Raw genomic sequence first — 26830 nt, forward strand, 5'->3', positions numbered from 1 at the left:
CACATGAGCAGAAAGGAAGAGAAAAATGGACCGGATTTCCTGGAACCAGTATTTTTTGGCGCAAAGCCATTTATTATCCTGGCGGAGCACTTGTTCAAGGCTTGCGGTTGGGGCGACGATCGTCAGGGATAAAAGAATTATCGCAGGCGGCTACAACGGATCGATCGCGGGGGACGAACACTGCATTGACAAAGGCTGCTACGTGATTGATGGACATTGCGTGCGGACCATCCACGCGGAGATGAATGCGATTTTGCAATGTGCAAAGTTCGGGGTGGCAACAAACGGCGCGGATCTTTATGTGACTCATTACCCGTGCCTGCACTGTACGAAAGCAATTATTCAGGCAGGGATTCAAAACGTGTACTATGCCCAAGATTACCGGGTACATCCGTATGCAAAGGAGCTTTTTGAAAAAGCGGGGGTGCATGTCGAACATGTCCCGTTCCATCCGGAAACGCTCGATATCCGGGCGAAAGAAAAAGCCAAACTGGTGGAGAAATTATTCATGATTGCAAAGGACCACGGGGCGGAAGCGGCAGAACTGGAGGAATTGCAGCAAATGGCGGCGGCATTATTTGCAGGCACTTATCAAGAAACGGAAACGGGATCCGTTCCGAAAGCGTAACACGGTGATGGTGTGAAAGGCAACTGGCTGTTCGCCGCGCTCGCCACGTTAAGCGGCATCCTGATTGGCCTTCACGCGCCGCTGCTTCTGGTTCTTTCGGCCCATTTGGTTTGGATCCGGATTTTCCTGGCCCGAAACCGGCCTTTGCTCCTTTTGTCCGCTGTTTTTTACGGGTTGGGGTTTTTGAGCGGTACCTTTCAGACAGTTGCGTATGATACAAAGTTTCATGCCGGCAGTGCCCGGATGCCCGTCCGCTTCAGCGATTATCCGCGTATCGACGGGAACGCGATCAAGGGAAAGGCGGAAACCGGGAAAGAAACGTTTATGTTAACGTATTACGCTGGGAACGAAGCAGAACTGGAATCTTTGAAACAAACCTTATCCCCCGGAACGGTTTGCATGGCTCAAGGGGAACTGGAAGCCCCTGAGCCAAACCGCAACCCGTCTACATTTAACTACCGCACCTATTTGGCTCATCAGCATATCCGCTGGATTTTAAAAGCGGACCGGCTTTCCGCGTGCAACAGCCCGCCACAGCATCTGCTCGGTTTCTTGAAAAAAATCCGCCACCACTTCCTGCTTCAAATTCAAAAAACATTTCCGGAAAAATCCGTACCGTATGCAGAAGCGCTTTTATTTGGCGAGCAAACAGACTTTGATGACGATGTTTACCAGCTGTACCAGCGGCTTGGCGTCGTCCATCTGCTTGCCATTTCCGGGCTTCACGTGCAGCTCGTTGCCGGGTTTTGCTACTATTTGTTCATCCGGCTCGGGATGACAAGGGAACGTGCCGCCGTTTGTTTACTGGGGGTGATGCCGGTTTATGCGGTATTATGCGGCATGAACCCGCCAGTTGTCCGGTCGGCGGCGATGACGATGCTGCTTGTGCTGGCTGGGCAAAAAAAACTGCCAATCGGGCCGCTCGATGCTTTGTCCATCTGTTTCATTTTGTATGGGTTAAAAAATGCAAATATCGTGTATAATATCGGATTCCAGCTCTCTTTTGCCGTTTGCGCCGCACTGCTTCTTTCAGGGCCTCTTTTAGAGCGGTTCCGGGGCCCGTTGCAAAAAGGGCTCGCAATCTCGTTCATTTCCCAGCTTGCGGCCCTCCCCATCCTTTCTTATTCATTTTACGCGTTTTCTATTGCGGGGCTTGTTGCCAATCTTTTTTATGTGCCGCTTTATACGTATGTTTTGCTCCCGCTTGCTGCGCTTGCCTTTGTTTCAGAATGGGCGCCGCCGCTGTTTTCCATCTTTGCCACGTGTTTTGACGGGCTTGTAACGCTGTCGGAAAAAACGGGGGAAGCGTTCGACGGCCGCTGGTCCACGCTCGTTACCGGGAGGCCGCCATACTGGGGATTGATCCTGATGACAGGTGCGGGATTTTATGGTTTGGTGGCGATGGAAAACGGCAAGAAAACGATCCGGGCTGTCCTGCCACTTTTTTCTGTGCTTTTGCTCCTCCTTGCGGCAAACAGATATCCGCTTTTCGGTAAAATCACCTTTATTGACGTCGGGCAGGGGGATAGTATTTTAATCCGGCTGCCGCTTTCAAGGGGGACGTATTTGATTGACACAGGAGGGACCGTCCAGTTTCCGGAACCGGCATGGAAAAAAAGGGAGCATCCGTTTGAAACCGGCAAAGATATTGTGGTGCCATTTCTAAAAAGCCAGGGGATTACAACGATTGATAAGCTGATTTTAACGCACAGCGACGAGGACCATATTGGCGGCGCAACGGCGGTGATCACGTCTCTCCGCGTCAAAGAAATCGATATCTCGCCCCATTCATGGGAAAAACCGCTGATGCAGAAGGTGCTCGCTTGTGCCCGACAGAAAAAAATCCCGGTATATGAAATGAAAAGTGGGAACGGATGGCAAAACAAATCGGGCGTATTTCAATATCTTTCGCCGTTTGACGAAACGTATGAGGGGAATAATGACTCGCTTGTCCTTTATGCGAAAACAGGGGGAAAGACGTGGCTGTTTACCGGAGACCTTGAGCAGGAAGGAGAAGAAAAACTCGTGGCGGCTTATCCGGATATCCACATTGACGTACTAAAAGCCGGGCATCACGGCAGCAAAACTTCGACAAGCGAAACGCTCATCCAAAAGTATCATCCGCGGATCGCCGTCATTTCTGTCGGAAAGCATAACCGTTTCGGGCATCCATCTCCGGAAGTGGTCAAACGGCTCAGCGAAAACGGGGTATTCATATTCCGGACGGATGAGGACGGGGCGGTGCAATACCGCTTTTTCAAAGAAAAGGGAACCTTTTCTACCGTCCTCCCATAATATACATTAATTAAAAAACCGTCCGGAATGGCTTCGGCACTGCCCGGAGCGGGGCTATCTGCCAATGATGTCTGCTGCGGTGGCAATGATAAATATCAGCGCAAAAAACAAAAAAGAGATCAGAAAACCTGCTCCGGCATCGGCAACATCGTTCGTTTTTGACTGGACATCCTGCTCGAATTCATTCATCCAAATCCCTCCCTGTTTTTTGATTATATAATAATTTCAGAACGATTTCCACCGTTTTGGATGGAGTTGTCATTCATAGATATCCGGCTGCGTGTGACAATAAGGGTACGGGTCCACCGTTAACGGAAAAGCTTCCCGGGACTGTTCCGTTAACGTTTATATAGATAAAGGGGATTTTACGGATCCCCTTTTCCATTTGTTTTCTACTTGCAACCATGCGCCCGTTCTCTTAACATAGGGAGTAAGAAAGGTTTGGGAGCGGAACAGAATGGATGAATTATGGAAAAAGATTGAACGCGGGCAATTTTCCCCGCTTTATTTATTGTACGGCGCAGAAGATTATTTCATTCAAAAAACGAAACAAAAGTTGCTGGATCATGCGCTCACTCCGGAAGAGGCAGATTTTAATTATGCTTCGTATGACCTGGAGGAAGTGCCGGTCGAGACAGCGGTCGAAGATGCGGAGACATTCCCTTTTATGGGGGAGAGACGGCTCGTGATTGCGCACCATCCGTTTTTTTTGACTGCTGAAAAGCAAAAACAGAAAGTGGAACACCAGCTGGACAAGCTGGAAGCATACGTGAAATCTCCCGCCCCTTACACGGTTTTTGTGCTGGTTGCGCCTTATGAAAAACTGGATGAACGGAAAAAACTGGTGAAATTGATCAAAAAGCAGGCCGCAACTTTCCAGGCAAAAAAATTAAATGAAAGGGAGCTTGAAGGGTGGCTTGTTTCCCGCGCCGCTGAAGAAGGCTGCCGGATTGACAGGAAGGCTGCGGAACACTTGATTTCGCTTGCCGGAACCAATATGATTGCGCTCGATCATGAAATAAACAAGCTGGCCCTGTATGCCGGAAGCGGTAATGAAATTACAGATGGAATGGTGGAATTGCTGACGGCACGGTCGCTTGAGCAAAATGTATTTGAACTTGTCGAAAAAGTGGTTCACCGCCGCATTGATGAGGCGCTCCGGATCTATTATGACCTTTTAAAGCTCAATGAAGAGCCGATTAAAATATTGGCGCTCCTTGCCGGCCAGTTCCGGCTCATCTACCAGACGAAAGAGTTGGCAAGGCGCGGCTATGGCCAGCAGCAAATCGCGTCTTATTTAAAAGTGCATCCATACAGAGTAAAACTGGCGGCGGGGCAGGCGGGGCTTTTTTCCGCGGATGAACTGAACCGGATCATGGCGCTGCTTGCCGATAGCGACTACCAGATGAAATCGGGCGGGCTGAAAAAAGAAATGATCATTGAAATGTTTTTGTTTCAACTGCATGAAATGAAGGCAAAATAAAAAAGACGCGGATTGCGCGTCTTTTTTATTTTGGTGCGTTACGCCTGTTCGGATAATTTTTTCATCAGGCGTGATTTTTGGCGGCTTGCCGCATTTTTATGGATAAGGCCTTTAGATGCAGCTTTATCAAGGCGTTTCACCGCATCGACTAAAAGTGCTTTTGCGTTTTCGTCGTTGTTTTCAACCGCCGCTTCAAACTTTTTCACTGCCGTGCGCATGGCGGATTTTGCCGCTGTATTTTGAGCATAGTTTTTTTCGTTCACTTTTACGCGTTTAATCGCAGATTTAATGTTTGGCACCCGTTTCACCTCCTACGAGCAAACTTAGTTTGGCTCGTCCACTTTCACTTTAGAACAAATGATATTGTAACAAATGGAAGACAAGATTGCAATACATACAGCCGGAATTTGCACAAAACGAATGGTCTGGCTGGAATGGGGAAAAACAAGGATAAAGGAAACGGCCAAAAGGAGGAAGAAGAACAAATGGATCTCAGTGTTTATTCCGTCCGCACAGATTTAGCGATTGAAGCGCGTGATCTTGCAGTGGAAGAGAAAGTGAAGAACCGGGAAAGCGAAGAACTGGAAGGCGTAACGGTGGAAGAACGGACCGTAAACGATATAAAGGTGACGACGGTTCAAATTTCCAAAAAAGGGGAAAAAGTCATCGGAAAAAAGGCCGGGAATTATTTGACGATTGAAATGCAGGGCATCCGCAGCGGGGATATGGACATCCAGCAAAAGGTGGAAGAATTGTTTGCACTTGAGTTTAATCAATATTTGAAACATTTAAATATTGGTCCGGAGGCGAGCTGCCTTGTTGTCGGGCTCGGCAACTGGAATGTGACGCCTGATGCGCTCGGCCCGCTTGTTTGCGAAAAAGTGCTCGTCACCCGCCATCTGTTTAAAATCGAGCCGGAAAATGTTGAATCGCGCTACAGGCCGGTGAGTGCGCTTGCCCCGGGGGTTATGGGGCTGACCGGAATCGAAACGAGCGATATTATATTCGGCGTCAGTGAAAAATCGAAACCGGATTTTATTATTGTCGTCGATGCACTCGCATCCCGTTCGCTGGAAAGGGTGAATGCCACGATCCAGATCTCGGATACAGGCATTCAACCGGGATCCGGTGTCGGCAACAAGCGGAAAGAATTGTCGAAAGAAACGCTCGGTGTGCCGGTAATTGCGATCGGCGTTCCGACAGTGGTGGACGCCGTGACGATTACGAGCGACGCGATCGATTTTCTTTTAAAACATTTTGGCAAAGAAATGAAAGAATCAGGCCGGCCTTCACGGGCGCTTGCACCGGCAGGGCTTTCGTTCGGGGAAAAGCGGAGGCTAACGGAAGAAGATCTGCCGGGAAGTGAAGCACGGAAAATGTTTATGGGAATTGTCGGCAATCTGGATGAACAGGAAAAGCGGAAACTGATTCACGAAGTGCTCGCGCCGCTCGGCCATAACTTAATGGTGACGCCAAAAGAAGTGGACATTTTTATGGAAGATATGGCAAATCTTCTGGCGAGCGGGCTAAATGCGGCGCTCCACCCCCATGTGAACCAGGAAAATACCGGCTTTAAGACGAGATAAGTTGCACAAGCGCTCCCAGTTAAACAAGTGTATGCAGACCAATGGATGATGGTTTTAAGACGAGGTAAGTTGCAGGCGCTCCGCCATAGCCCGGGGGCGCCCCCCGCTTTTGGTGTTCTATTCTTCCATGAGATTCATAGAATGTAATAGAATCGATTGGAAAGGGTGGGACGATGAAAAGCGGCAGGCATTCCAGCCATTTTTTTATATTGAATCTGACCAGTGTGATACGCCTAATCTCCATTATCATCCTGTCCCTCGTGCTTGTTGTCATCTTAATTGGCACATTGACGTCCTTGAAGCCGGGTTACCGGGTTTCCTCTTCGGCTGTCAATGAAGCCGCAAAGCATCTTTCAAGCAAAACATTGTACAAGTACCTGCTGTCGGACAGCCAGCTGCTTGTACACCATTTTCCGGATACGGACGAGCGGCCGGTCGGAAATCTCGTGTTTGAAATGCTCACCAACATCCGCTTTGAAGACCCGCGCAGCTTTCTCGGGCGTGAACTGCCGGGATTTGAAATCTTTGACAGCAAAATCCTTGTTGCCGGAGACGGCGCTGACTATACGAATATGCCGATTGAATCCGTCCCGCCTGACAGCGCCTTGCAATCGAAAGACCCGGCCACACAAAATACGGAAAAAATCGAGGAAAATGGCGGATCGGACGATGCAAAACAGCGGCCCGGGCGGACAACGGGCGGCAAGAAACGGGTGTTGATTTATTTTACCCATACACATGAATCCTATCTGCCGTATTTAAAAGGCGTCACGAATCCCGACCTTGCCCAGCATTCGAAGATCAACGTAACAAAAGTCGGGGCGAGGCTCGCGCAGGATCTCGAGGACAAGGGAATTGGCGCAGAGGCGAATACGACTGATGTGTTGAAGCTACTTGAGAAAAACCATATGCAGTATTACCAGTCTTACCAAGGATCGCGCACCGTCGTCGAATCGGCGATGAAAAACGACCGCGACCTTCAATATTTTATTGACATCCACCGCGATTCGAGAAGAAAAAAAGATACGACCGTTACCATCAATGGAAAATCGTATGCAAAAATTGCTTTTGTGATCGGCGGGGAAAACCCGAACTGGGAAAAGAATGCAAAGCTGGCTGAGGATTTGCATAACTTGATCAAAAAGAAGTATAAAAACCTGTCAAGGGGTGTCATTTTGAAGAAAGGGGCGTCAACCAACGGAAAATTCAACCAGGATTTATCGGGAAATGCTTTTCTCATTGAAGTCGGCGGCGTGGATAATACTTTTGAAGAAATGTACCGGACGATGGATGTTTTTGCCGATGTGTTCGCTGGGTATTACTGGCAGGCGGACAGTGTAAACGGCGCCGGGAGCGGACAATCAGGAAACCGTTAGCCGTCTGAACAGGCGGTTCTTTTTTTGGCGAGGCGCGGCTGATCATTTTTCGTTGAAGTCGCGCTTTCCTGCTGATATAATCAGAAATAGTGTACATGTGCCGAATACAGGAGTGAAGGTAAATGATGAACCGTGAAGAAAAATTAGACAGGCAGAGGAGGATCCGCAACTTTTCCATTATTGCCCATATCGACCATGGCAAATCGACTTTGGCCGACCGCATTCTGGAAAAGACCCATGCGCTGAGCGAGCGCGAAATGAAGGACCAGCTCCTCGATTCGATGGAACTGGAACGGGAACGCGGAATTACGATCAAATTAAATGCCGTCCGGCTGAACTATAAAGCAAATGACGGGGAAGAATACATTTTCCATTTGATTGATACCCCGGGACATGTAGACTTTACATACGAAGTGTCACGCAGCCTTGCCGCCTGTGAAGGAGCGGTGCTCGTTGTCGATGCCGCGCAAGGGGTCGAGGCGCAAACGCTTGCGAATGTTTATCTTGCATTGGATAACAATCTTGAAATTATCCCGGTCATCAATAAAATTGACCTACCTTCCGCCGATCCGGAACGCGTCCAGCAGGAAATAGAGGATGTGATCGGCCTTGACGCATCGGAAGCCGTTCTTGCTTCCGCTAAAGCCGGGATCGGGATTGAAGATATTCTTGAACAGGTTGTCGAAAAAGTACCGGCGCCTGAGGGGGATCCGGATGCCCCGCTGAAGGCGCTTATTTTTGACTCGCTGTATGATTCGTACCGCGGCGTGATTGCCTATATCCGTGTAATGGAAGGCTCTGTCAAAGTCGGGGATAAGATTAAACTGATGTCAACCGGCAAGGAATTTGAAGTGACAGCGCTTGGCGTAAGCACCCCGAAACCGTTGTACATAGACGAATTAACTGTCGGCGATGTCGGATTTTTAACGGCATCGATTAAAAATGTAAAAGACACGCGCGTCGGCGATACGATTACAAGCGCTGAAAATCCTGCAAAAGAGGCGCTTCCCGGTTACCGGCGGATGAATCCGATGGTTTACTGCGGCCTGTACCCGGTAGACAGCGCGAAATTCAATGATTTGCGGGATGCCCTTGAAAAGCTGGAGTTAAATGATTCGTCGCTGCAATATGAGCCGGAAACATCGCAGGCGCTCGGTTTTGGTTTCCGTTGCGGTTTTCTCGGGCTCCTGCATATGGAAATCATCCAAGAACGGCTTGAACGCGAATTCAACATTGATCTGATTACGACCGCGCCAAGCGTCATTTATAAAACTAAACTGACGGACGGCAGTGAAGTGACAGTTGATAATCCGGCGAATTTGCCGGAACCGCAGAAAATCGAATATATCGAAGAGCCGTACGTGCGCGCGTCCATTATGGTTCCGAACGATTATGTCGGCGCAGTGATGGAAATTGCCCAGGCAAAACGCGGCAATTTTATCGATATGCAGTACCTCGATGATATCCGTGTCAATGTCATTTATGAAATCCCGCTCTCTGAGATTGTATACGACTTTTTTGACCAGCTGAAATCGAGTACAAAAGGGTATGCTTCCTTTGATTACGAATTGATCGGCTACAAACAGTCCAATCTCGTAAAAATGGATATTTTACTGAATGGGGAAAAAGTGGACGCCCTTAGTTTCATCGTCCACCGCGATTTTGCGTACGAGCGCGGCAAGACGATTGTCGAAAGATTAAAAGAACTCATCCCGCGTCAGCAGTTTGAAGTGCCAGTACAGGCGGCAGTCGGCCAGAAAATTATTGCGCGTTCCAATATTAAAGCATTGCGCAAAAACGTGCTTTCAAAATGTTACGGCGGGGACATTTCCCGGAAACGGAAACTGCTTGAAAAGCAAAAAGAAGGTAAGAAAAGGATGAAGCAGGTCGGTTCTGTTGAAATCCCGCAGGAAGCGTTTATGGCTGTGCTGAAAATGGACGAGACCCCGAAAAAATAACCGGAGCGGGCAGGGAGCGGATTGGCGGCTGTCCGCGCGCTCCTTTTTCCGGGACATGCCCGTGATGAAAACAAATAAGGTTGTGATGCAATGAAAGCCGCATATATTCATGTTCCATTTTGTGAACATATTTGCTATTACTGCGATTTCAATAAATTTTTGTTAAAAGGCCAGCCGGTGGATGAATACATTGAGATGCTGCTGGAAGAAATGCGGATCAAAATGGCTGAAGCCCCTTGTGAAAAGATGAGCACGGTCTTTGTCGGGGGTGGCACGCCGACCGCACTGAATGAGAGGCAGCTTGAAAAACTGCTTGCCGCAATCCGCACGATCCTGCCTTATGACGGGGACGGGGAGTTTACATTTGAAGCCAATCCCGGGGAAACGTCTGAAGAGAAGCTGCGCCTCCTGCATGACTACGGTGTCAACCGGCTGAGTTTCGGCGTCCAGTCGTTCAATGACCGGCTGCTTGAGAAAATCGGACGGACCCACCGCCGGGAAGATGTCTACCGGACGATCAGCCATGCGAGAAAGATCGGTTTTTCCAATATCAGCATGGATTTGATGTTCGCGCTTCCCGGGCAGACGCTTGAAGATTTCCGCGAAACGCTTGACGAAGCCTTGTCGATGGGGCTGCCGCATTATTCAAGTTATTCGCTGATCATTGAGCCGAAGACGATTTTTTACAATCTGCTGCGGAAAGGAAAACTCCGCCTGCCGTCACAAGATGCGGAAGCGGATATGTACAGCATGTTAATGGACGAGATGGAAAAGCACGGCCTAAAGCAGTATGAGATCAGCAATTTTGCCACACCCGGCTATGAAAGCCGCCACAATCTCGTCTATTGGAATAATGAAGAATATTTCGGTTTCGGCGCCGGCGCCCATGGGTATGAAAAAGGTGTCCGCCTGTCCAATTACGGCGCATTGAAAAAATATATCGGCATGCTCCGGGACGGGTGCCTCCCTGTTATGGAAACACATACAGAGACAAAAAAAGAAAAAATGGAAGAAGAAATGTTTCTCGGGCTCAGAAAAAACGAAGGCGTCCGTTTCCGCCATTTCCGTGAAAAATTTGGAGTGGATATGAAAGAAGTTTTTGCAGGCGCGATCAAAGAAATGACAGAACGCGGGCTTCTTGAAGAAAAGGGCGGTTCTCTCCGGCTGACAAGGGAAGGGCGTTTTCTCGGCAATGAAGTCTTTGAAGCTTTTCTCCTCAGTTGACGCTTGATGTAAATATATTGACAACAACAGGGGATTTTGTTAATTTATTTATATAAATTAGCACTCGTTTATACGGAGTGCTAACAGGGGTGATGGAAGTTGTTAACTGATCGTCAGCTGTTGATTTTGCAAGTGATCATTGATGACTTTATTCGTTCCGCCCAGCCGGTAGGTTCCAGGACGCTTTCCAAGAAAAACGGCATTTCCTTCAGTTCCGCTACGATCCGGAATGAAATGGCAGATCTTGAGGAACTTGGGTTTATTGAAAAAACACATACGTCATCCGGCAGGGTACCTTCTGAAAAAGGGTACCGTTATTACGTCGATCATCTTCTGTCGCCACAAAAACTGGGACCGGCAGACATATCGCAGCTTCATTCGATTTTTGCCGAAAAAATAGACGAAATGGAAGAGCTTGTGAAAAAGTCTGCCCAAATCCTTTCCGAAATGACGAACTACACGGCGATTCTGCTTGGCCCGGAAGTCAAAGATACGAAACTGAAAAATATGCAGATCGTCCCGCTGAATGAAAAAACGGCGGTTGCCATTATGATTACCGATACCGGCCGCGTGGAGAACAAGACGATTTCGCTGCCGGAAGGATTCCGCCCGGGCGAACTTGAAAAAATGGTCAATATTTTTAACGAGCGGCTGGCCAATGTGCCGATTCCGGATTTAAGGGATAAAATATATAAAGAAGTCGCTGACATTTTGCGCAGCCATACTGAAAACTATGAATCGATCCTGAAGACCGTAATCAGCATGTTCAACGAAAACCGGCATGATAAAATTTTTGTCGGCGGGAAAGCCAATATTTTGAACCAGCCGGAGTTCCATGACCTTGAGAAAGTCCGTCCCCTTCTTGATATGATAGAACGGGAAGACAGTTTTTATGACCTGGTCAAACGCGTGCCGAGCGGCATTCACGTAAAAATCGGGAAAGAAAACCAGATTTCCGAGATGGCAGATTGCAGTATGATTACAGCCACCTATTCGATCGGTAACCAGCCGGTCGGCAAAATTGCAATTTTGGGCCCTACGCGCATGGAATATTCACGCGTCATCAGCATAGTGGATTTCTTGAGTAATGATATGACCAACGCCTTGACGAAACTGTATGACGGATAGGCAATACGGGCATATTGGGTAGGGAGGCTTAAAGCGCAAAAGCACATGCTTTAAGTCCTTTCTTACTGGACTTTTTTATGCCCGTCTCATTTTAAAGGGGGTGAACGCTCATGGCAGACGAACAAAACAAACGTGCTTCAGAAGAAGTGAAAGACGAACAAAAACGGGCTTCGGATGAAGTGAAAGAAGGACAAATTGAATCCGTTTTTGCGGAAGAAAAAGATACGGAAAATCAGCAGGCGCCGCCAGAGGGCGAAGGTAATGGAGCGGAAAAGGCGGAGAAGCCTGAAACCGAAAATGCCGCTGAAGAACTGAATAAAGCTAAAGAGGAGATTGAGAAATTGCGGAATGAGCTCGATCAGGCTGAAAACCGTTATCTCCGCCTGCGCGCAGATTTTGACAATTACAGGCGCCGCGTAAATCTGGACCGCGAAGCAGCCGAGAAATACAGGGCACAGGATCTGATTGTGAACCTGCTGCCGGCGCTTGACAATTTTGAACGCGCACTGTCCATGGCTGAAAAAAATGAACATACGGCCCAGTTGCTGGACGGGATGGAAATGGTCTACCGCAGCATTTTGGAGGCGCTGAAAAAAGAAGGCGCAGAACCGATTGAAGCACTCGGGAAAGAATTCGACCCGCACTATCACCAGGCGATCATGCAGGGGCAGGAAGAAGGCACTGCGTCCAATGTTGTGATCGAGGAATTCCAAAAAGGGTACATTTTAAAAGACAGGGTGATCCGCCCGTCCATGGTGAAAGTGAACGAGTAACGCGCTTTACATAATTTTTAAGGGAGGCATTATCATGAGCAAAATTATCGGCATTGACTTAGGTACGACGAACTCATGTGTCGCAGTTTTGGAAGGCGGCGAACCGAAAGTCATTCCGAACCCGGAAGGAGGCAGGACAACACCGTCTGTTGTCGCTTTTAAAAACGGGGAACGCCAGGTAGGGGAAGTCGCCAAACGCCAGGCGATCACAAATCCGAATACGATTATCTCGATCAAACGCCATATGGGCACGACACACAAAGTCACGGCGGAAGGAAAAGAATATACGCCACAGGAAATTTCCGCCATGATTCTGCAATACTTGAAATCGTATGCGGAAGATTATCTGGGCGAAAAAGTCGAAAAAGCGGTCATTACGGTCCCTGCTTATTTCAATGATGCCCAGCGCCAAGCAACGAAAGACGCCGGGAAAATTGCCGGGCTTGAAGTCGAACGGATTATCAACGAACCGACTGCCGCAGCGCTGGCATACGGCCTTGATAAAACGGATGAAGACCAGACCATCCTTGTATTTGACCTTGGCGGTGGTACATTTGATGTTTCCATCCTTGAACTCGGCGACGGCGTCTTTGAAGTGCACGCGACAGCCGGTGACAACCATCTCGGCGGCGACGACTTCGACCAGGCGATCATCGATTACCTTGTCAGTGAATTTAAGAAAGAACACGGCATCGACCTGTCGAAAGACAAAATGGCGCTCCAGCGTTTAAAAGATGCGGCTGAAAAAGCGAAAAAAGATTTGTCAGGGGTCACTTCCACCCAAATCTCCCTGCCGTTTATTACAGCAGGGGAATCAGGCCCGCTCCACCTGGAAATGACGTTAACCCGTGCGAAATTCGACGAACTGACGGCAGACCTTGTTGAACGGACAATGGGCCCGACACGCCAGGCGTTGCAGGATGCAGGGCTCACGGCGAATGACATCGATAAAGTCATCTTAGTCGGTGGCTCGACCCGGATTCCGGCCGTTCAGGAAGCGATCCGCAAAGAAATCGGGAAAGAACCGCATAAAGGTGTCAACCCGGATGAAGTCGTGGCGATGGGTGCCGCAATCCAGGGCGGCGTATTGACCGGGGATGTGAAAGACGTCGTGCTTCTCGACGTTACGCCGCTGTCGCTCGGAATTGAAACAATGGGCGGCGTGTTCACGAAACTGATTGAGCGCAACACAACGATCCCGACTTCAAAATCGCAAATCTTTTCAACTGCAGCGGATAACCAGACAGCCGTTGACATTCATGTCCTGCAGGGCGAACGCCCGATGGCTGCCGACAACAAAACGCTCGGCCGTTTCCAATTGACCGATATTCCGCCGGCACCGCGCGGCATTCCGCAAATCGAAGTTACGTTTGATATTGATAAAAACGGGATTGTCAATGTCAGCGCAAAAGACCTTGGCACCGGCAAACAACAAAAGATTACGATCAAATCGTCCACCACTTTGTCCGATGAAGAAATCGAACGGATGGTAAAAGAAGCGGAAGCGAACGCAGAAAAAGACAAGAAGCGCAAAGAAGAAGCGGAACTCCGCAATGAAGCCGACCAGCTTGTATTCACTGCTGAAAAAACATTAAAAGAACTGGAAGGAAAAGTGGACGCATCTGAAATTTCCAAAGCCGAAAAAGCAAAAGACGAATTAAAAGCGGCCATTGAGAAGAACGATCTCAATGAAATCAGGCAGAAAAAAGATGCGCTGCAGGAAATCGTCCAAGACTTGTCCGTCAAACTGTATCAGCAGGCGGCACAACAGCAGCAAAACACGGATGCCGGGGGAGACGGAAAAAAAGATGACAATGTTGTCGACGCTGATTTTGAAGAAGTCGATGATAATAAAAAATAACGATAAAACAATATGGCCATTTTTCAATGAGTCAGGAAAAAAGTCAAAGTCTGGTCTATTCTCGGCTTTGACTTTTTTCTTATGCAAATGCTACAATTACCTTTATGTGAACGTTTCGGGAGTGAGAAGAAATGAGTAAACGGGATTACTATGAAGTGTTGGGCGTCGCGAAAGATGCATCGAAAGACGAGATAAAAAAAGCGTACCGCAAGCTTTCCAAAAAATACCACCCGGATATTAACAAAGCGCCTGATGCTGCAGAAAAATTCAAGGAAATCCAGGAAGCGTACGAAGTGTTGAGCGATGACCAGAAACGCGCTCAATATGACCAGTTCGGGCATGCAGGGCCGAACCAGGGCTTCGGGGGCGGAAACGGTTTTGGCGGATTCAGCAGCTCGGATTTTGACAGTTTTGGTTTTGAAGATATTTTCAGCACTTTCTTTGGCGGCGGCAGAAGAAATGACCCGAATGCGCCAAGGCAGGGGGCTGATTTGCAATATACGATGACGCTTGAATTTGAGGAAGCGGTTTTCGGGAAAGAGACGGACATCCGGATTCCGCGCGAGGAAACTTGTGACACCTGCCACGGAACCGGGGCAAAACCGGGAACGCATCCGAAAGAATGCCCGCACTGCCACGGAACCGGCCAGCTCAATACCGAGCAATCAACACCGTTCGGCCGGATTGTGAACCGCAGGGTATGCCATTACTGCGGCGGTACAGGCAAGATCATTACAGACAAATGCAAAACTTGCGGTGGTACCGGAAAAGTGAAAAAGCGCCGCAAAATTCATGTCAAAATTCCGGCCGGCATCGACGACGGGCAGCAGCTCCGCGTTGCAGGCCAGGGCGAACCGGGTATAAACGGCGGACCGGCCGGTGACCTGTACATTATTTTCCATGTCCGGCCGCATGAACTGTTCGAACGGGACGGCGATGACATCTACTGCGAAATCCCGATTGCTTTTACCCAGGCTGCTTTAGGCGACGAAATCGAAGTGCCGACGTTGCACGGGAAAGTTAAATTAAAAATTCCGGCCGGCACACAATCCGGCACGAAATTCAGGCTGCGCGGGAAAGGCGTGCCAAACGTCCATGGGCACGGCACCGGCGACCAGCATGTCATCACGAGAATTGTAACCCCGACGAAGCTCACCGAACGGCAAAAACAACTATTGCGTGAATTCGCCGAAGTGAGCGGAGAGGTCCCGGATGAACAAAGCAGCAATTTTTTTGACAAAATGAAACGGGCATTTAAAGGGGACTAAACAGGAATGGAGTGAGGCGTTCATGAAATGGTCGGAAATTATGATTCACACCACGAATGAAGCGGTGGAGCCGATTTCGAATATTTTATATGAAGCGGGCGCCGGCGGGATTGTGATCGAGGACTCGGATGAGCTGCTGAAAGAGCACGACGACCAGTACGGTGAAATTTATGAACTGGATCCGGACGATTTTCCGGAAGAAGGGGTCATCATTAAAGCCTATCTGCCTGTGAACAGCTTTTTAGGTGAAACTGTCGAGGAAATTAAACAGGCGATTACCAATCTGACCACTTTTGATATTGATATCGGCCCGAACAAGGTGACGATCAGCGAAGTGCATGAAGAAGAATGGGCAACGGCATGGAAAAAATACTACAATCCCGTGAAAATATCCGAAAAATTTACGATTGTGCCGACGTGGGAAAATTATGAGCCGGTATCAAGCGATGAGCTGATCATTGAACTGGACCCCGGCATGGCGTTCGGCACCGGCACCCATCCGACCACGGTCATGTGCATTCAGGCATTGGAACGAACGGTAAAACCGGGCGACTCGGTGATGGATGTCGGCACCGGTTCCGGCGTGTTAAGCATTGCCAGCGCCATGCTTGGAGCAGAGCGGGTGCTTGCACTTGATCTGGACGAGGTGGCGGTTCGGGCGGCTACGCTCAATGTGAAACTCAATAAAGTCCAAAACCGGGTAACCGTCAAACAAAATGATCTGTTGAAGGGCGTAAACGAACAAGCCGATGTGATGGTGGCCAATATTCTTGCTGAAGTGATCGCCCGTTTTGCTGAAGACGCATTCGGACATGTCAAACCGGGCGGCCATTTTATTGCTTCCGGAATTATCCGGCAAAAAAAGGACCTTGTCGTGGACGCACTCACTTCTGCCGGCTTCATCATTGAAGAAACGATGGTCATGGAAGACTGGGTTGCGCTCATCGCAAAGCGCGGGTGATTGACCATGCAGCGTTATTTTTTGGATCGGCCGTATCGCGGTGAGCAGGAAATCCGCCTGAGTGGCGAAAATTACCATCATATCGCGCGCGTCATGAGAATGTCCGTCGGAAGCCGCTTCTATGGTGTATTTTCAGATGAAAAGGTGTGCATTTGTGAAATCGGGGAGATTACAGGTGATGCCGTTGTGGCCCGGATTACCGGATGGGAAACCGCTGTAAAAGAGCTTCCGGTCCATGTGACGGTATCATGCGGACTCCCGAAAGCGGATAAACTGGAATGGATCATCCAAAAGGGAACAGAGCTCGGCGCCTTTCAATTTTTGCCTTTCCTTGCAGAAAGATCCGTTGTAAAATGGGACACAAAGAAAGAAGCAAAAAAACGCGAACGCTGGCAAAAGATTGCCCGGGAAGCCGCAGAACAGTCGCACCGCAGCCACTTGCCTAAAGTCAGCCCCCCTGTTTCTTTCCAGCAGCTGATCGAAGAAAGCCATACATATCAATATAAGCTGGTTGCTTTTGAAGAAAATGCAAAAGAAGGGGAACAGCACCGGTTTGCGGAAATGTTGTCAAACATGTCGGAAGGCGGCAATGTACTGGCCGTTTTCGGGCCGGAAGGGGGCCTGTCCCTTGATGAAATCAAAAAGCTTGAAGCAGCCGGATTTGTATCCTGCGGCTTAGGCCCGCGCATTTTGCGGGCGGAGACGGCGCCGTTATATGTACTTTCTGCCATAAGTTACCATTTTGAATTAATGAGGTGAAGAGGATGTCAACCGTAGCATTCCATACATTAGGATGCAAAGTGAACCATTATGAGACGGAAGCCATGTGGCAGCTGTTTAAAAAAGCGGGCTATGAAAGAACCGACTTTGAAACGAATGCCGATGTCTACGTGATCAATACCTGCACGGTCACCAATACAGGAGACAAAAAGAGCCGCCAGGTCATCCGCCGGGCAGTCCGGCAAAACCCGGACGCCGTCGTTTGTGTGACCGGCTGTTATGCGCAAACATCGCCGGGCGAGATCCTCGAAATTCCCGGTGTCGATGTCGTTGTCGGCACACAGGACCGCACCAAAATGCTTGGGTATATTGAACAGTACCTGAAAGAGCGCAAACCGGTCAATGCTGTGAAAAATATTATGAAAAACCGTGTGTATGAAGAAATGGAAGTGCCGTATTTTACCGACCGGCACCGGGCTTCCTTGAAAATCCAGGAAGGCTGCAACAATTTCTGCACATTTTGCATCATCCCGTGGGCACGCGGCCTGATGCGGTCAAGAGATCCCGAAAAGGTCATCGCGCAAGCCCAAAAGCTTGTCAATGCAGGCTATAAAGAACTGGTTTTAACCGGCATTCATACGGGCGGCTACGGCCAGGACTTAAAAGATTACAATCTTGCAATGCTGCTAAAGGACCTGGAGGAAAAAGTGCAGGGGCTGAAACGCGTCCGCATTTCGTCCATTGAAGCCAGCCAGCTGACGGATGAAGTGATTGACGTGATTAAACATTCGAAAGTCGTTGTCCGCCATATGCATGTTCCGATCCAGTCCGGTTCTGACACGGTGCTGAAAAGAATGCGCCGAAAATATACGATGGACCAGTTCGCGGAACGGATTACCAAATTGAAAGAAGCATTGCCGGGTCTTGCACTGACTTCTGATGTCATCGTCGGCTTCCCGGGTGAAACGGAAGAAGAGTTTATGGAAACATACAATTTCATAAAAGAACACCGGTTTGCGGAACTCCATGTTTTCCCGTACTCGCCTAGGACAGGCACGCCTGCTGCCAGAATGAAGGACCAGATTGATGAAGAAATCAAAAATGAACGTGTCCATCGCATGATTGCATTAAGCGACCAGCTGGCAAAAGAATATGCATCCCAATTTGAAAACGAGGTGCTTGAAGTCATTCCGGAAGAGCCGTTCAAAGAAGATCCGGAAAGCGGGCTGTACGAAGGCTATACAGATAATTACCTGAAAGTCGTTTTCCCGGCCACCCCGGATATGGTTGGAAAACTCGTCAAAGTGAAAATTACAAAAGCCGGGTATCCTTATAATGAAGCACAGTTCGTCAGAGTGATGGACGATGTCATGCCGGCCGTAAACGAAGCCATGTAACGAAAAACAAGATGGGCCTGTTTGCCCGAAAAGGCGTGCCCGATATAAAGGCAGCCCCCCACAAACAGAATGGCGTTTAAGAGGCCGGGGCAGCTTTCGGATAAAATGCCCATCCTTTAAAGCATATGGCAAAAACAACCGGGCTTTGGGCCCGGTTGTTTATTTTTTTCCATGAAAAGCGATGATAAACCGGCCAAATCTTTCGGAAAAGGGCAAAACAGCCAGTGAGGATAGAAGATTAAACAATAGGCTTGCATGGGCAAGCTGCTGTTCCGGATTAGCCGACAGCATCCGGCAGGTGTCCGCGAGCACATGGAGGAAAGGCAAAAACACAAGCGCCCCTCCGGCATTCAGCCAGACATGGGTAAATGCCGTCAGCCTTGCTTCCTCTCCGGCCCCGATGCTTGCCAGAAGACCGGTGATACATGTCCCAATATTGGCCCCGAGCATGATGCTAATCCCGGTTTCAAGCGGGAATACCCCGGCTGCAAGAAAACCCATCGCCATCCCGATCGTCACGGTGCTAGACTGGATCGCTGCAGAAAGCAAGATTCCGAGTAAGAAAGCGGACAAGAGGTGGGTATTTAAAACGGTAAACAAATGCTGGACAAAAGCGGTTTTTGATACCGGCACGGCAAGCTGCTCAAATCCGCGCATCGCCCCGAACACAAGCGAGAGGCCGAACAGAATCATCCCGGCACTTTTGACGCGGCCTTTTCCGAAAAAATAGAAAACTGCCCCTGCCCCCAAAAAAGGCAGGCTCAAAGAGGAGAAGTCAAATGTCAGCAATTCAAGTGTGAAAGTCGTGCCAATATTCGTGCCCAAAATGATTCCGATCGATTGCGAAAACGTCAGCATTCCGGCAGAAACGAGCCCGACAGTGATGACCATCACGGCGGAGCTGCTTTGTAAAAGCGCCGTCAAAACCATCCCGAACAGCATCGCGGACAGCGGCCGGCCTGCCAGTTTTTTCAGCATGTTTCCGGCATGGCCGCCGGATAAGGCAAACAGCCCGGTCCGCAGCCGGTGAATACCGAATAAAAACGTCACCGTTAACAAAAGAAATGAAAGTAAATAAAGCATGTCCTTCCCCCCGTATGATCATATGGAAAGGGGAGAAGGAACATGCCTTTTTATTTGGGAATTCATTTGCCTTTTTATTTGGGAATTCATTTAATACAACACACGAAAATCACGGTACTGTTCTTGTTGCTGTAAATAGTCAATATCCATTCCGGTTACTTTTGCAAAGCGCGACGGCCCTTTTTTCAGCCCGCGGATAAATTGTTCCATCTCTTTTTTCTCGCCTTGCGCCATCACTTCGACAGTGCCATCGTCTTTGTTGCGGACCCACCCGCATATATTGTATTGTTTTGCCAAAAATTGGGTTTGGTAGCGGAAGCCGACGCCCTGCACCCTTCCTGAAACAATGATATGTAGCGTCTCCTGTTGATTCATCGTCTCCCTCCAATCGTATCCATCCATCTTTGATCTCTATTATACCAAAAGGAGGAACAGGCGGGGCAAATAAGCAAAAGCCAAATCACGAAAGACAAGGCGCAAATGTTGACCGGTTATGGAGGATATTATATAATAATAAAGTGCACGGGTTGCTCAACCTGACATGTAACCGTTTGTGTTCGGAGGGAGGGAAAGAAATGTCTAAAACTGTCGTTCGAAAAAACGAGTCGCTTGATGATGCGCTTCGCCGCTTTAAACGTACTGTTTCGAAAACCGGAACTTTACAGGAATATAGAAAGCGCGAATTTTACGAAAAACCAAGCGTAAGACGCAAAAAGAAATCAGAAGCTGCTAGAAAAGCTGCTAAAAAACGTAAGTGGTAAGAGAGGGTGGAATGATGAGTCTTCTCGAGCGTTTAAATAGCGATATGAAGCAAGCGATGAAGAACAAAGATAAAGAAAGACTCTCCGTAATTCGTATGCTTAAGGCAGCTGTTCAAAACGAAGCGATCAGGCTCGGAAAAGACGGTTTGACGAATGATGAAGAGTTAACAGTCCTTTCTCGCGAAGTAAAGCAACGGAAAGACTCCCTCCAAGAATTTAAAAATGCAGGTCGCAGTGACCTTGTTGAAAAAGTCCAAAACGAATTGGCATATGTGAACGCATATTTGCCGGAGCAGCTTTCTGAAGACGAAGTGCGTGAAATTGTCCGGCAGACCATTGAAGAAGTGCATGCCGGGTCAAAAGCTGATTTCGGAAAAGTCATGGGAGCCGTCATGCCAAAAGTAAAAGGCAGAGCTGACGGTACGGTTGTGAGAAATATTGTGCAGCAGCAATTATCCTGACCTTTCTCATATAAGCCGGAAATCATTATGATTTCCGGCTTTTCGCTATGTTTTTTGCGCCTCTTTGCCGTATCCTTGAGCAGGAAACGAGGGTTTCCAAACGGCCCTGGACGTTTCGGACAAAAAAACTGCAAATAAAGTGATGAACCCCTTTTTTGTTTCATAAATATGAGATGAAAGGGGGTTCTTTTTATGGCAAAAAAATGGCGGCAGCATTTGCAAAACTGGATGTCACAAAAAATGGACCTTCCGCAGGATGTCATGATGGACCTTCCGAGAATCACGATGATCGGTCAAATCCATATTTATGTTGAGAACCACCGCGGCCTTTTGACTTTTTCCGATAAAGAAGTCCGGCTGCTTTTAAAAAACGGGCAGCTGTTAATCAAAGGCCGGTCTTTTGTCATCAAAACGATCTTGCCCGAAGAAATTTTACTGGAAGGCAAAATAGATGAAGTGTTGTATTTGAACGGATAGGGGTGGCTATGGTTGAAAAATCATTGGGTAACTTTTTTACAGGGGTCGGTGGCTGTAAAAATTGAGGGAAAAGGGATCGAACGTTTTATCAACCAGCTGACAAGGGCCGGCCTCGCTGTTTGGAATGTCAGGCGGCAGGGCACTATGGCCGTCACGTTCGAATTGCGCCTTTCAGACATTCACCAGCTCAGAAAAGCAGTAAGGGGACAAGATTTGCATGTCCGCTTTTTAAGGGGGCGCGGCGTTCCTTTTTTATGGAAAAGGACGCTGAAAAACGCCGGATTCCTGTTCGGTTTTTTTCTCTTTCTTGCCGTGATCACGGTGCTTTCCAACATGGTTTGGGGCGTGGAGATCAAAGGTGCAACACCAAAAACCGAGCACGAAATCCGCAAACAATTGGACAAACTGGGTATTCAAACAGGGCATTCACAGTTTTTTCTCGATGATATTGAAACCATCCAGCGCAAGCTGACAAACAATCTTCCGGACGTGACATGGGTCGGCGTGGAGCTGCGCGGGACAACCTATCATTTTACCGTTGTGGAGAAAAACATGCCGGAACCGGTGAAACATCCGGGCCCACAGCATCTTGTCGCTTCACAGAAAGCAGTGGTGGAAAATATGTTTGTTGAAAAAGGTAAGCCGGTTGTAAAAATTAACCAGTATGTGAAAAAAGGCCAGCTGCTTGTTTCCGGTGTCATTGGGAATGATAAAGAAAAATACCCTGTGGCAGCCAAAGGGAAAGTATACGGAAAAACGTGGTATAAAACGGCGGTTGAACTTCCGCTTTCCTCTCGTTTTCAAGTCTACACCGGCAATGCAGCCCAAAAATATTATATTGGAATCGGGTCGATGAAGCTGCACGTATGGGGCTTCCGGAACCCCCGTTTTAAACAGTACCGGACATCGGAAGAAGCAGAAAAAGTCAAGTTTTTAAAATGGACATTGCCGATCCGCTTTATCAGGGAAACGGTCCGTGAGAAAGAAGAGCGGGACAGAAATTATACCAAAAAAGAGGCCGAAGCAGAAGCAAAAAAATTAGCAAGGCAGGATTTGCACAAAAAACTGCCAAAAGAAGCAACCGTTACGGATGAATATGTTTTGCAAGAACATGTCCGCAATGGTACATTAAAAATGATGATTTATTATGAAGTAGTAGAAAATATCGCAATCGCAAAACCAATTGCTCAAGGAGACTTAGAATGACAGAAGAAAGTACGGCAAAACTTCAATTGGAGAATACAAACGAAGCAGTGCTTTTATTCGGCATTTCCGACCATCATTTGAAAATGCTTGAGGATGCCTACGGGGTCCACATCCTCACCCGCGGCGAAACGATCCAGGCAAGCGGCAAAGAAGATGCGGCACAAAGGGTGATCGCCGTCATGTCCGAACTGCTTGGTTTGATTAAAAAAGGCATCCCGATCAGCGGGCGCGATGTGCTTTACGCTGTCGAAATGGAAAAAAAGGGCCATCTTGAATATTTGGCAAGCCTGTACGAAGAAGAAATTGCCCGGAATGCGAAAGGGAAAGCGATCCGGATCAAGACATTCGGGCAGCGCGACTATATCCAGGCAATCCGCCATCATGACCTTGTGTTCGGCATCGGCCCGGCCGGAACGGGAAAAACGTATTTGGCCGTTGTCATGGCGGTAAATGCTTTAAAAAATGGCGAAGTAAAACGGATTATTTTAACCCGCCCGGCTGTTGAAGCGGGGGAAAGCCTCGGGTTTTTGCCGGGGGATTTGAAGGAAAAAGTCGATCCGTATTTGCGCCCGCTCTATGATGCATTAAACGATGTGCTCGGCGCGGAGCATACACAGCGCCTGATTGAAAGGGAAACAATCGAAATTGCCCCGCTTGCCTATATGCGCGGGCGCACGCTTGATGATGCGTTTGTCATTCTCGATGAAGCGCAGAATACGACACAGGCACAAATGAAAATGTTTCTAACGCGCCTCGGTTTTCACTCTAAAATGGTGATTACAGGGGACAGAACGCAGATTGACCTGCCAAAAGGCGCGGAATCCGGCCTTTTGACGGCTGAAAGAGTACTGGAGAAAGTCCGCGGCATTTCATTCGTCTATCTGGAAGAAAGTGATGTCGTTCGCCACCCGCTTGTTGCGAAAATTATCGAAGCTTATCAAAACGCATAACCCGGGCCGTGGCACCCGGGTTGTTTTGCCATGCATTTTTTCCAGAAAACTGATATGATGGTACCGTTAAGAGCGATTGCAAAAGGCGGTGTACGAAAAGCAAATGAAAATTCCCGGGCAAATGGGCAGGTTGCGGATGATGTTAAGCTTTAAATGGTTTACATTCGTGATCCTGTTTTTACTGGCCCTTATTTTATTCGGCATTTTTTATCCGAACATCAGGCCACAGACGTATGATATTAAGTTGTTTTCAGTTGCGAACAATACGATCCGTTCTCCAAAAACGATCGTCGATGATGAAAAAACAAAAGAAGAAAAACAGCTGGCGGCCGCCAGTGTTGCGAAAGTCTATACGTTTGACAGCGGCCTGGCACAAAACCGGGTTTCGCTGATGGATTCGATTTTTGACGTTGCAGAAGAAGTGAACGCGGAATATAAAAATAAAAAACACGGCGGAAAAAACAGCAGCGGGCTGCAGGAAGAGAAGCTGGCAAAATTGAAGGAAATATTGTCTGAAAATGTGTCCGGCAATGTGACCGGTTCGATTTCCGACACAAGTTTTCGCGCGCTTTTGTCCGCTACCCCGGATGAATTGAAAGCGGCAAGAAACATTGTCGAAACGAATGTCAATGAGGCACTTAGCCAAAAAGTGACAGAAAACAATGCGGCTGAAGCCAAAAGCCGGGTGGCCTCGCAAATCGAAAGGTCGGGGTTAAAAGCGGGTATCCGGAATGCTGCGTCCGAGCTTGGTCAATATGCGATCGTGCCCAATTATGTGTACGATGCAAAGCTGACGGAAAAAAGAAGGCAGCAGGCGAGGGATAACGTTGAACCGGTGAAAATCCTGCAGGGACAGGTTATCGTCCAGGAAGGGCATCTGATCGACCGGGAAACTTACCGCGAACTCCAGCTGCTCGGGCTGTTAAAAAGCAGCGGATCGGTTAAGCCGTATATCGGATTGGCTTTATTTGCCTTTTTTGCATCTGGCGTTTTGTACCTCTATACGAGCCGGATGCGCGCAACGGAAGAAGAAAAGCAAAACCGGCTTGTCATGGCCGGGCTGATTCTTGTCATTGCCCTGGCATTGATGAAGCTGGCGGGTATTTTAACCCATCTTGAGATTCCGGGTATCGAATACGCTTATCCGGCCGCAATGGCGCCGCTGCTCGCTCGGATTTTGCTCAGGGACCGTTCCGCATTTTTGCTTTCAGCCCTGCTTGCCGCTTGTGCGAGCATCGAATTTCATGGCGACATTGCAGATACATTTAACGCCGAGATGGTTGTATACGCGCTTATTACAGGGACAGGGGGCATTTTGCTTTTACCGAAACGGCCGGAGCGCACCCGGTTGTTTCAAACCGGGATTTTTGCAGCGCTATTGAATGTGCTTGCCGTCTGTGTCATCTATTTTTTGAATGCCGGCCAAATCGTAAAAGCGGACTTTTTATATACCCTTTTATTTGCGTTTCTTTCCGGCATTTTGTCCGCTGTGTTCGTGATGGGGCTGCAGCCGTTTTTTGAAGCAGCGTTCGGCATTTTGTCGCCGATCCGCCTTGTGGAGCTGTCCAATCCGAACCACCCGCTTTTGAAAAAGATTTTAACGGAAGCACCGGGCACGTATCACCATAGCCTGATGGTTGCCAATCTTGCCGAAGCGGCTTGTGAAGCGATCGGGGCGAACGGCCTCCTTGCCAGGGTCGGCAGTTATTATCATGATATCGGGAAAACAAAACGGCCCGCATTTTTTATCGAAAACCAGCTGAACGTCCCGAATCCGCATGACCGCCTTTCGCCTGAAACAAGCAGGGACATTATTATTGCCCATGCGAAAGACGGGTCGGAAACATTGAAAAAATATAAGCTGCCGAAAGCCTTTTCGGATATTGCCGAACAACATCACGGCACGACTTTGCTGCAGTATTTTTACCATAAGGCAAAAGCGCAAAACCCGGATGTAAAAGAAGAAGCGTTCCGTTACCCAGGTCCAAAGCCGCAGACGAAAGAAGCGGCTGTCATCAATATTGCGGACAGCGTGGAAGCGGCTGTCCGGTCCATGAACCATCCGACGCCCGATGATATTCAAAATTTAGTCGGCAATATTGTGCAAGGGCGGATCATGGATGGGCAATTTAATGAATGTGACATTACTTTGAAAGAACTGGAGACCGTTAAACGCACGCTTTGCGAGACGCTTAACGGCATCTTTCATTCAAGGATCCAGTATCCGAAATAAGGATCCCGTAAAAATAAGAAAAAGGATGGCTGACATGACATTATCACTCGATATGATGGATGAAACAAATGAGCTTGAAGCGGAGCATCTCGAGCTTGTCCGGACATTGCTCGATTATGCTGCCCGTCAGGAAGGGGTGGAGGACGGCACCGAGTTGTCGGTAACGTTTACGGATAATGAAGGGATCCGCGAAATCAACCGCGATTACCGCGGCAAAGACCAGCCGACCGATGTCATTTCGTTCGCGCTTGAAGAAATGGGGGAAGGGGAGATCGAAATTACTGGTGCAGAAATACCGCGCGTACTCGGGGATATCATTATTTCCGTGCCGCGGGCAAGGGAGCAGGCCGAAGAGTACGGGCACTCGTTTGAAAGGGAACTCGGCTTTTTGGCGGTTCACGGATTTCTTCACCTGCTCGGCTATGACCATATGACAAAAGAAGATGAAACGGAAATGTTCGGGCGCCAAAACGAGATCCTCGATCGCTATGGACTTAAACGATAAAAAAATCCCGAAATACCGCACCCCTTTCCGGCCGGCTGTGGAAGGACTGTTTGCAACCATCCGGCAGGAACGGAATTTCCGTTTTCATCTTCTGGCGGCGTTTTGCGCTTGTTTGCTCGGCTTTTTCTTCTCCCTTTCCAAAACAGAATGGATCGCCATTTTAATTTCCATTTTCGGCGTGATCGCAATGGAGCTGATGAACACAGCAATTGAGCGGGCGGTTGACCTGACTGTCGGGCAGAAATACCACCCGCTTGCCAAGCTTGCGAAAGACGCAGCGGCGGCAGCAGTCCTGATGTGGGCCGTGCTTGCGGCCATTATCGGCTGCATCGTATTTCTTCCAAAATTATGGCATGTATTCCAGGGAGCGGCTTTTTAATGCGGCTTCTTTTTTATGGCCCTCCCCCAAATGTCCTTACCTGCGCGATTTCGGCGTAAAAAAGCAGATGCCCTGCTTCAGCCGGACTGTCGTACAGAAACGGCATACGAGATCTGG

The 26830-nt window shown here is 48.6% G+C and carries 26 protein-coding genes; 22 read left to right on the plus strand and 4 right to left on the minus strand.

The window, feature by feature from the left end:
* The first annotated feature begins 25 nt into the window (after positions 1-25).
* Complete coding sequence (locus tag NFR98_RS04860) at positions 26-628, plus strand: ComE operon protein 2 (protein ID WP_014097959.1); 603 nt, start codon at positions 26-28, stop codon at positions 626-628.
* Between the two features lie 12 nt (positions 629-640).
* Positions 641-2923, plus strand: a complete 2283-nt coding sequence (locus NFR98_RS04865; RefSeq protein ID WP_014097960.1) for a DNA internalization-related competence protein ComEC/Rec2 — start codon at positions 641-643, stop codon at positions 2921-2923.
* Between the two features lie 54 nt (positions 2924-2977).
* Here the strand turns inward: NFR98_RS04865 and NFR98_RS04870 are convergent, their stop codons facing one another.
* The gene (locus tag NFR98_RS04870) at positions 2978-3112 is read right to left on the minus strand and encodes a YqzM family protein (protein ID WP_014097961.1); all 135 of its coding nucleotides are present in this window, start codon (positions 3110-3112) and stop codon (positions 2978-2980) included.
* Between the two features lie 268 nt (positions 3113-3380).
* On the opposite strand from NFR98_RS04870, the gene holA reads away from it, so the two are divergent.
* A complete protein-coding gene (gene holA / locus NFR98_RS04875) occupies positions 3381-4406 on the plus strand; it encodes a DNA polymerase III subunit delta (RefSeq protein WP_014097962.1) in 1026 nt (341 codons plus the stop codon).
* Positions 4407-4444: 38 nt separating this feature from the next.
* Here holA and rpsT read toward each other — a convergent pair whose 3' ends face one another.
* Positions 4445-4705, minus strand: a complete 261-nt coding sequence (gene rpsT, locus NFR98_RS04880) for a 30S ribosomal protein S20 (RefSeq protein WP_017550564.1) — start codon at positions 4703-4705, stop codon at positions 4445-4447.
* 135 nt (positions 4706-4840) lie between these two features.
* On the opposite strand from rpsT, the gene gpr reads away from it, so the two are divergent.
* The 11 genes from gpr (at position 4841) to mtaB (ending at position 18658) form a co-directional block, all read left to right on the plus strand.
* On the plus strand, positions 4841-5992 hold the full coding sequence (gene gpr / locus NFR98_RS04885; RefSeq protein ID WP_043052562.1) for a GPR endopeptidase: 1152 nt from the start codon (positions 4841-4843) through the stop codon (positions 5990-5992).
* 173 nt (positions 5993-6165) lie between these two features.
* Positions 6166-7368 (plus strand): stage II sporulation protein P, encoded by a 1203-nt coding sequence (locus NFR98_RS04890; protein WP_014097965.1) that lies wholly within the window; start codon positions 6166-6168, stop codon positions 7366-7368.
* A 125-nt stretch (positions 7369-7493) separates the two neighbouring features.
* The gene (lepA, locus tag NFR98_RS04895) at positions 7494-9326 is read left to right on the plus strand and encodes a translation elongation factor 4 (protein ID WP_061086615.1); all 1833 of its coding nucleotides are present in this window, start codon (positions 7494-7496) and stop codon (positions 9324-9326) included.
* A gap of 90 nt (positions 9327-9416) precedes the next feature.
* Positions 9417-10550 (plus strand): radical SAM family heme chaperone HemW, encoded by a 1134-nt coding sequence (gene hemW, locus NFR98_RS04900; RefSeq protein WP_035184568.1) that lies wholly within the window; start codon positions 9417-9419, stop codon positions 10548-10550.
* A gap of 99 nt (positions 10551-10649) precedes the next feature.
* Positions 10650-11678, plus strand: a complete 1029-nt coding sequence (gene hrcA, locus NFR98_RS04905) for a heat-inducible transcriptional repressor HrcA (RefSeq protein WP_014097968.1) — start codon at positions 10650-10652, stop codon at positions 11676-11678.
* 110 nt (positions 11679-11788) lie between these two features.
* Positions 11789-12451, plus strand: coding sequence for a nucleotide exchange factor GrpE (gene grpE, locus NFR98_RS04910; RefSeq protein WP_014097969.1), 663 nt, complete (start codon positions 11789-11791; stop codon positions 12449-12451).
* A gap of 34 nt (positions 12452-12485) precedes the next feature.
* On the plus strand, positions 12486-14312 hold the full coding sequence (gene dnaK, locus NFR98_RS04915; RefSeq protein ID WP_014097970.1) for a molecular chaperone DnaK: 1827 nt from the start codon (positions 12486-12488) through the stop codon (positions 14310-14312).
* Between the two features lie 131 nt (positions 14313-14443).
* Positions 14444-15580 carry a molecular chaperone DnaJ gene (dnaJ, locus tag NFR98_RS04920; RefSeq protein WP_061565565.1) on the plus strand — a complete coding sequence of 379 codons (1137 nt, stop codon included), beginning with the start codon at positions 14444-14446 and terminating at the stop codon, positions 15578-15580.
* A gap of 22 nt (positions 15581-15602) precedes the next feature.
* Entirely contained in the window at positions 15603-16541 is a 939-nt protein-coding gene (gene prmA, locus NFR98_RS04925) for a 50S ribosomal protein L11 methyltransferase (protein WP_014097972.1), read from the plus strand.
* A gap of 6 nt (positions 16542-16547) precedes the next feature.
* Positions 16548-17300 carry a 16S rRNA (uracil(1498)-N(3))-methyltransferase gene (locus NFR98_RS04930; protein ID WP_017550561.1) on the plus strand — a complete coding sequence of 251 codons (753 nt, stop codon included), beginning with the start codon at positions 16548-16550 and terminating at the stop codon, positions 17298-17300.
* Positions 17301-17305: 5 nt separating this feature from the next.
* The gene (gene mtaB / locus NFR98_RS04935; protein WP_014097974.1) at positions 17306-18658 is read left to right on the plus strand and encodes a tRNA (N(6)-L-threonylcarbamoyladenosine(37)-C(2))-methylthiotransferase MtaB; all 1353 of its coding nucleotides are present in this window, start codon (positions 17306-17308) and stop codon (positions 18656-18658) included.
* 159 nt (positions 18659-18817) lie between these two features.
* Here the strand turns inward: mtaB and NFR98_RS04940 are convergent, their stop codons facing one another.
* Both NFR98_RS04940 and NFR98_RS04945 read right to left on the minus strand, forming a co-directional pair.
* On the minus strand, positions 18818-19741 hold the full coding sequence (locus NFR98_RS04940; RefSeq protein ID WP_017550559.1) for a Na/Pi symporter: 924 nt from the start codon (positions 19739-19741) through the stop codon (positions 18818-18820).
* 90 nt (positions 19742-19831) lie between these two features.
* Entirely contained in the window at positions 19832-20116 is a 285-nt protein-coding gene (locus NFR98_RS04945; RefSeq protein ID WP_014097976.1) for an acylphosphatase, read from the minus strand.
* A 200-nt stretch (positions 20117-20316) separates the two neighbouring features.
* Between NFR98_RS04945 and rpsU the strand changes: the two genes are divergently transcribed.
* From rpsU to NFR98_RS04985, 8 genes are all read left to right on the plus strand, one after another.
* Positions 20317-20502 (plus strand): 30S ribosomal protein S21, encoded by a 186-nt coding sequence (gene rpsU / locus NFR98_RS04950; RefSeq protein WP_014097977.1) that lies wholly within the window; start codon positions 20317-20319, stop codon positions 20500-20502.
* Between the two features lie 14 nt (positions 20503-20516).
* Positions 20517-20963 carry a GatB/YqeY domain-containing protein gene (locus NFR98_RS04955; RefSeq protein WP_026104524.1) on the plus strand — a complete coding sequence of 149 codons (447 nt, stop codon included), beginning with the start codon at positions 20517-20519 and terminating at the stop codon, positions 20961-20963.
* A gap of 192 nt (positions 20964-21155) precedes the next feature.
* On the plus strand, positions 21156-21440 hold the full coding sequence (yqfC, locus tag NFR98_RS04960; RefSeq protein ID WP_013859690.1) for a sporulation protein YqfC: 285 nt from the start codon (positions 21156-21158) through the stop codon (positions 21438-21440).
* Positions 21441-21452: 12 nt separating this feature from the next.
* The gene (yqfD, locus tag NFR98_RS04965; RefSeq protein ID WP_014097980.1) at positions 21453-22646 is read left to right on the plus strand and encodes a sporulation protein YqfD; all 1194 of its coding nucleotides are present in this window, start codon (positions 21453-21455) and stop codon (positions 22644-22646) included.
* A complete protein-coding gene (locus tag NFR98_RS04970; protein WP_017550557.1) occupies positions 22643-23596 on the plus strand; it encodes a PhoH family protein in 954 nt (317 codons plus the stop codon). Before yqfD ends, NFR98_RS04970 begins: the two co-directional genes overlap by 4 nt.
* Before the next feature lie 136 nt (positions 23597-23732).
* The gene (locus NFR98_RS04975; protein ID WP_014097982.1) at positions 23733-25829 is read left to right on the plus strand and encodes an HD family phosphohydrolase; all 2097 of its coding nucleotides are present in this window, start codon (positions 23733-23735) and stop codon (positions 25827-25829) included.
* 34 nt (positions 25830-25863) lie between these two features.
* A complete protein-coding gene (gene ybeY / locus NFR98_RS04980; RefSeq protein WP_014097983.1) occupies positions 25864-26334 on the plus strand; it encodes an rRNA maturation RNase YbeY in 471 nt (156 codons plus the stop codon).
* Complete coding sequence (locus NFR98_RS04985) at positions 26318-26713, plus strand: diacylglycerol kinase family protein (protein ID WP_014097984.1); 396 nt, start codon at positions 26318-26320, stop codon at positions 26711-26713. Before ybeY ends, NFR98_RS04985 begins: the two co-directional genes overlap by 17 nt.
* Positions 26714-26830 lie beyond the last annotated feature (117 nt).

This window comes from Weizmannia agrestimuris (assembly GCF_943193165.1).
Lineage (GTDB): Bacteria > Bacillota > Bacilli > Bacillales > Bacillaceae_C > Weizmannia > Weizmannia faecalis.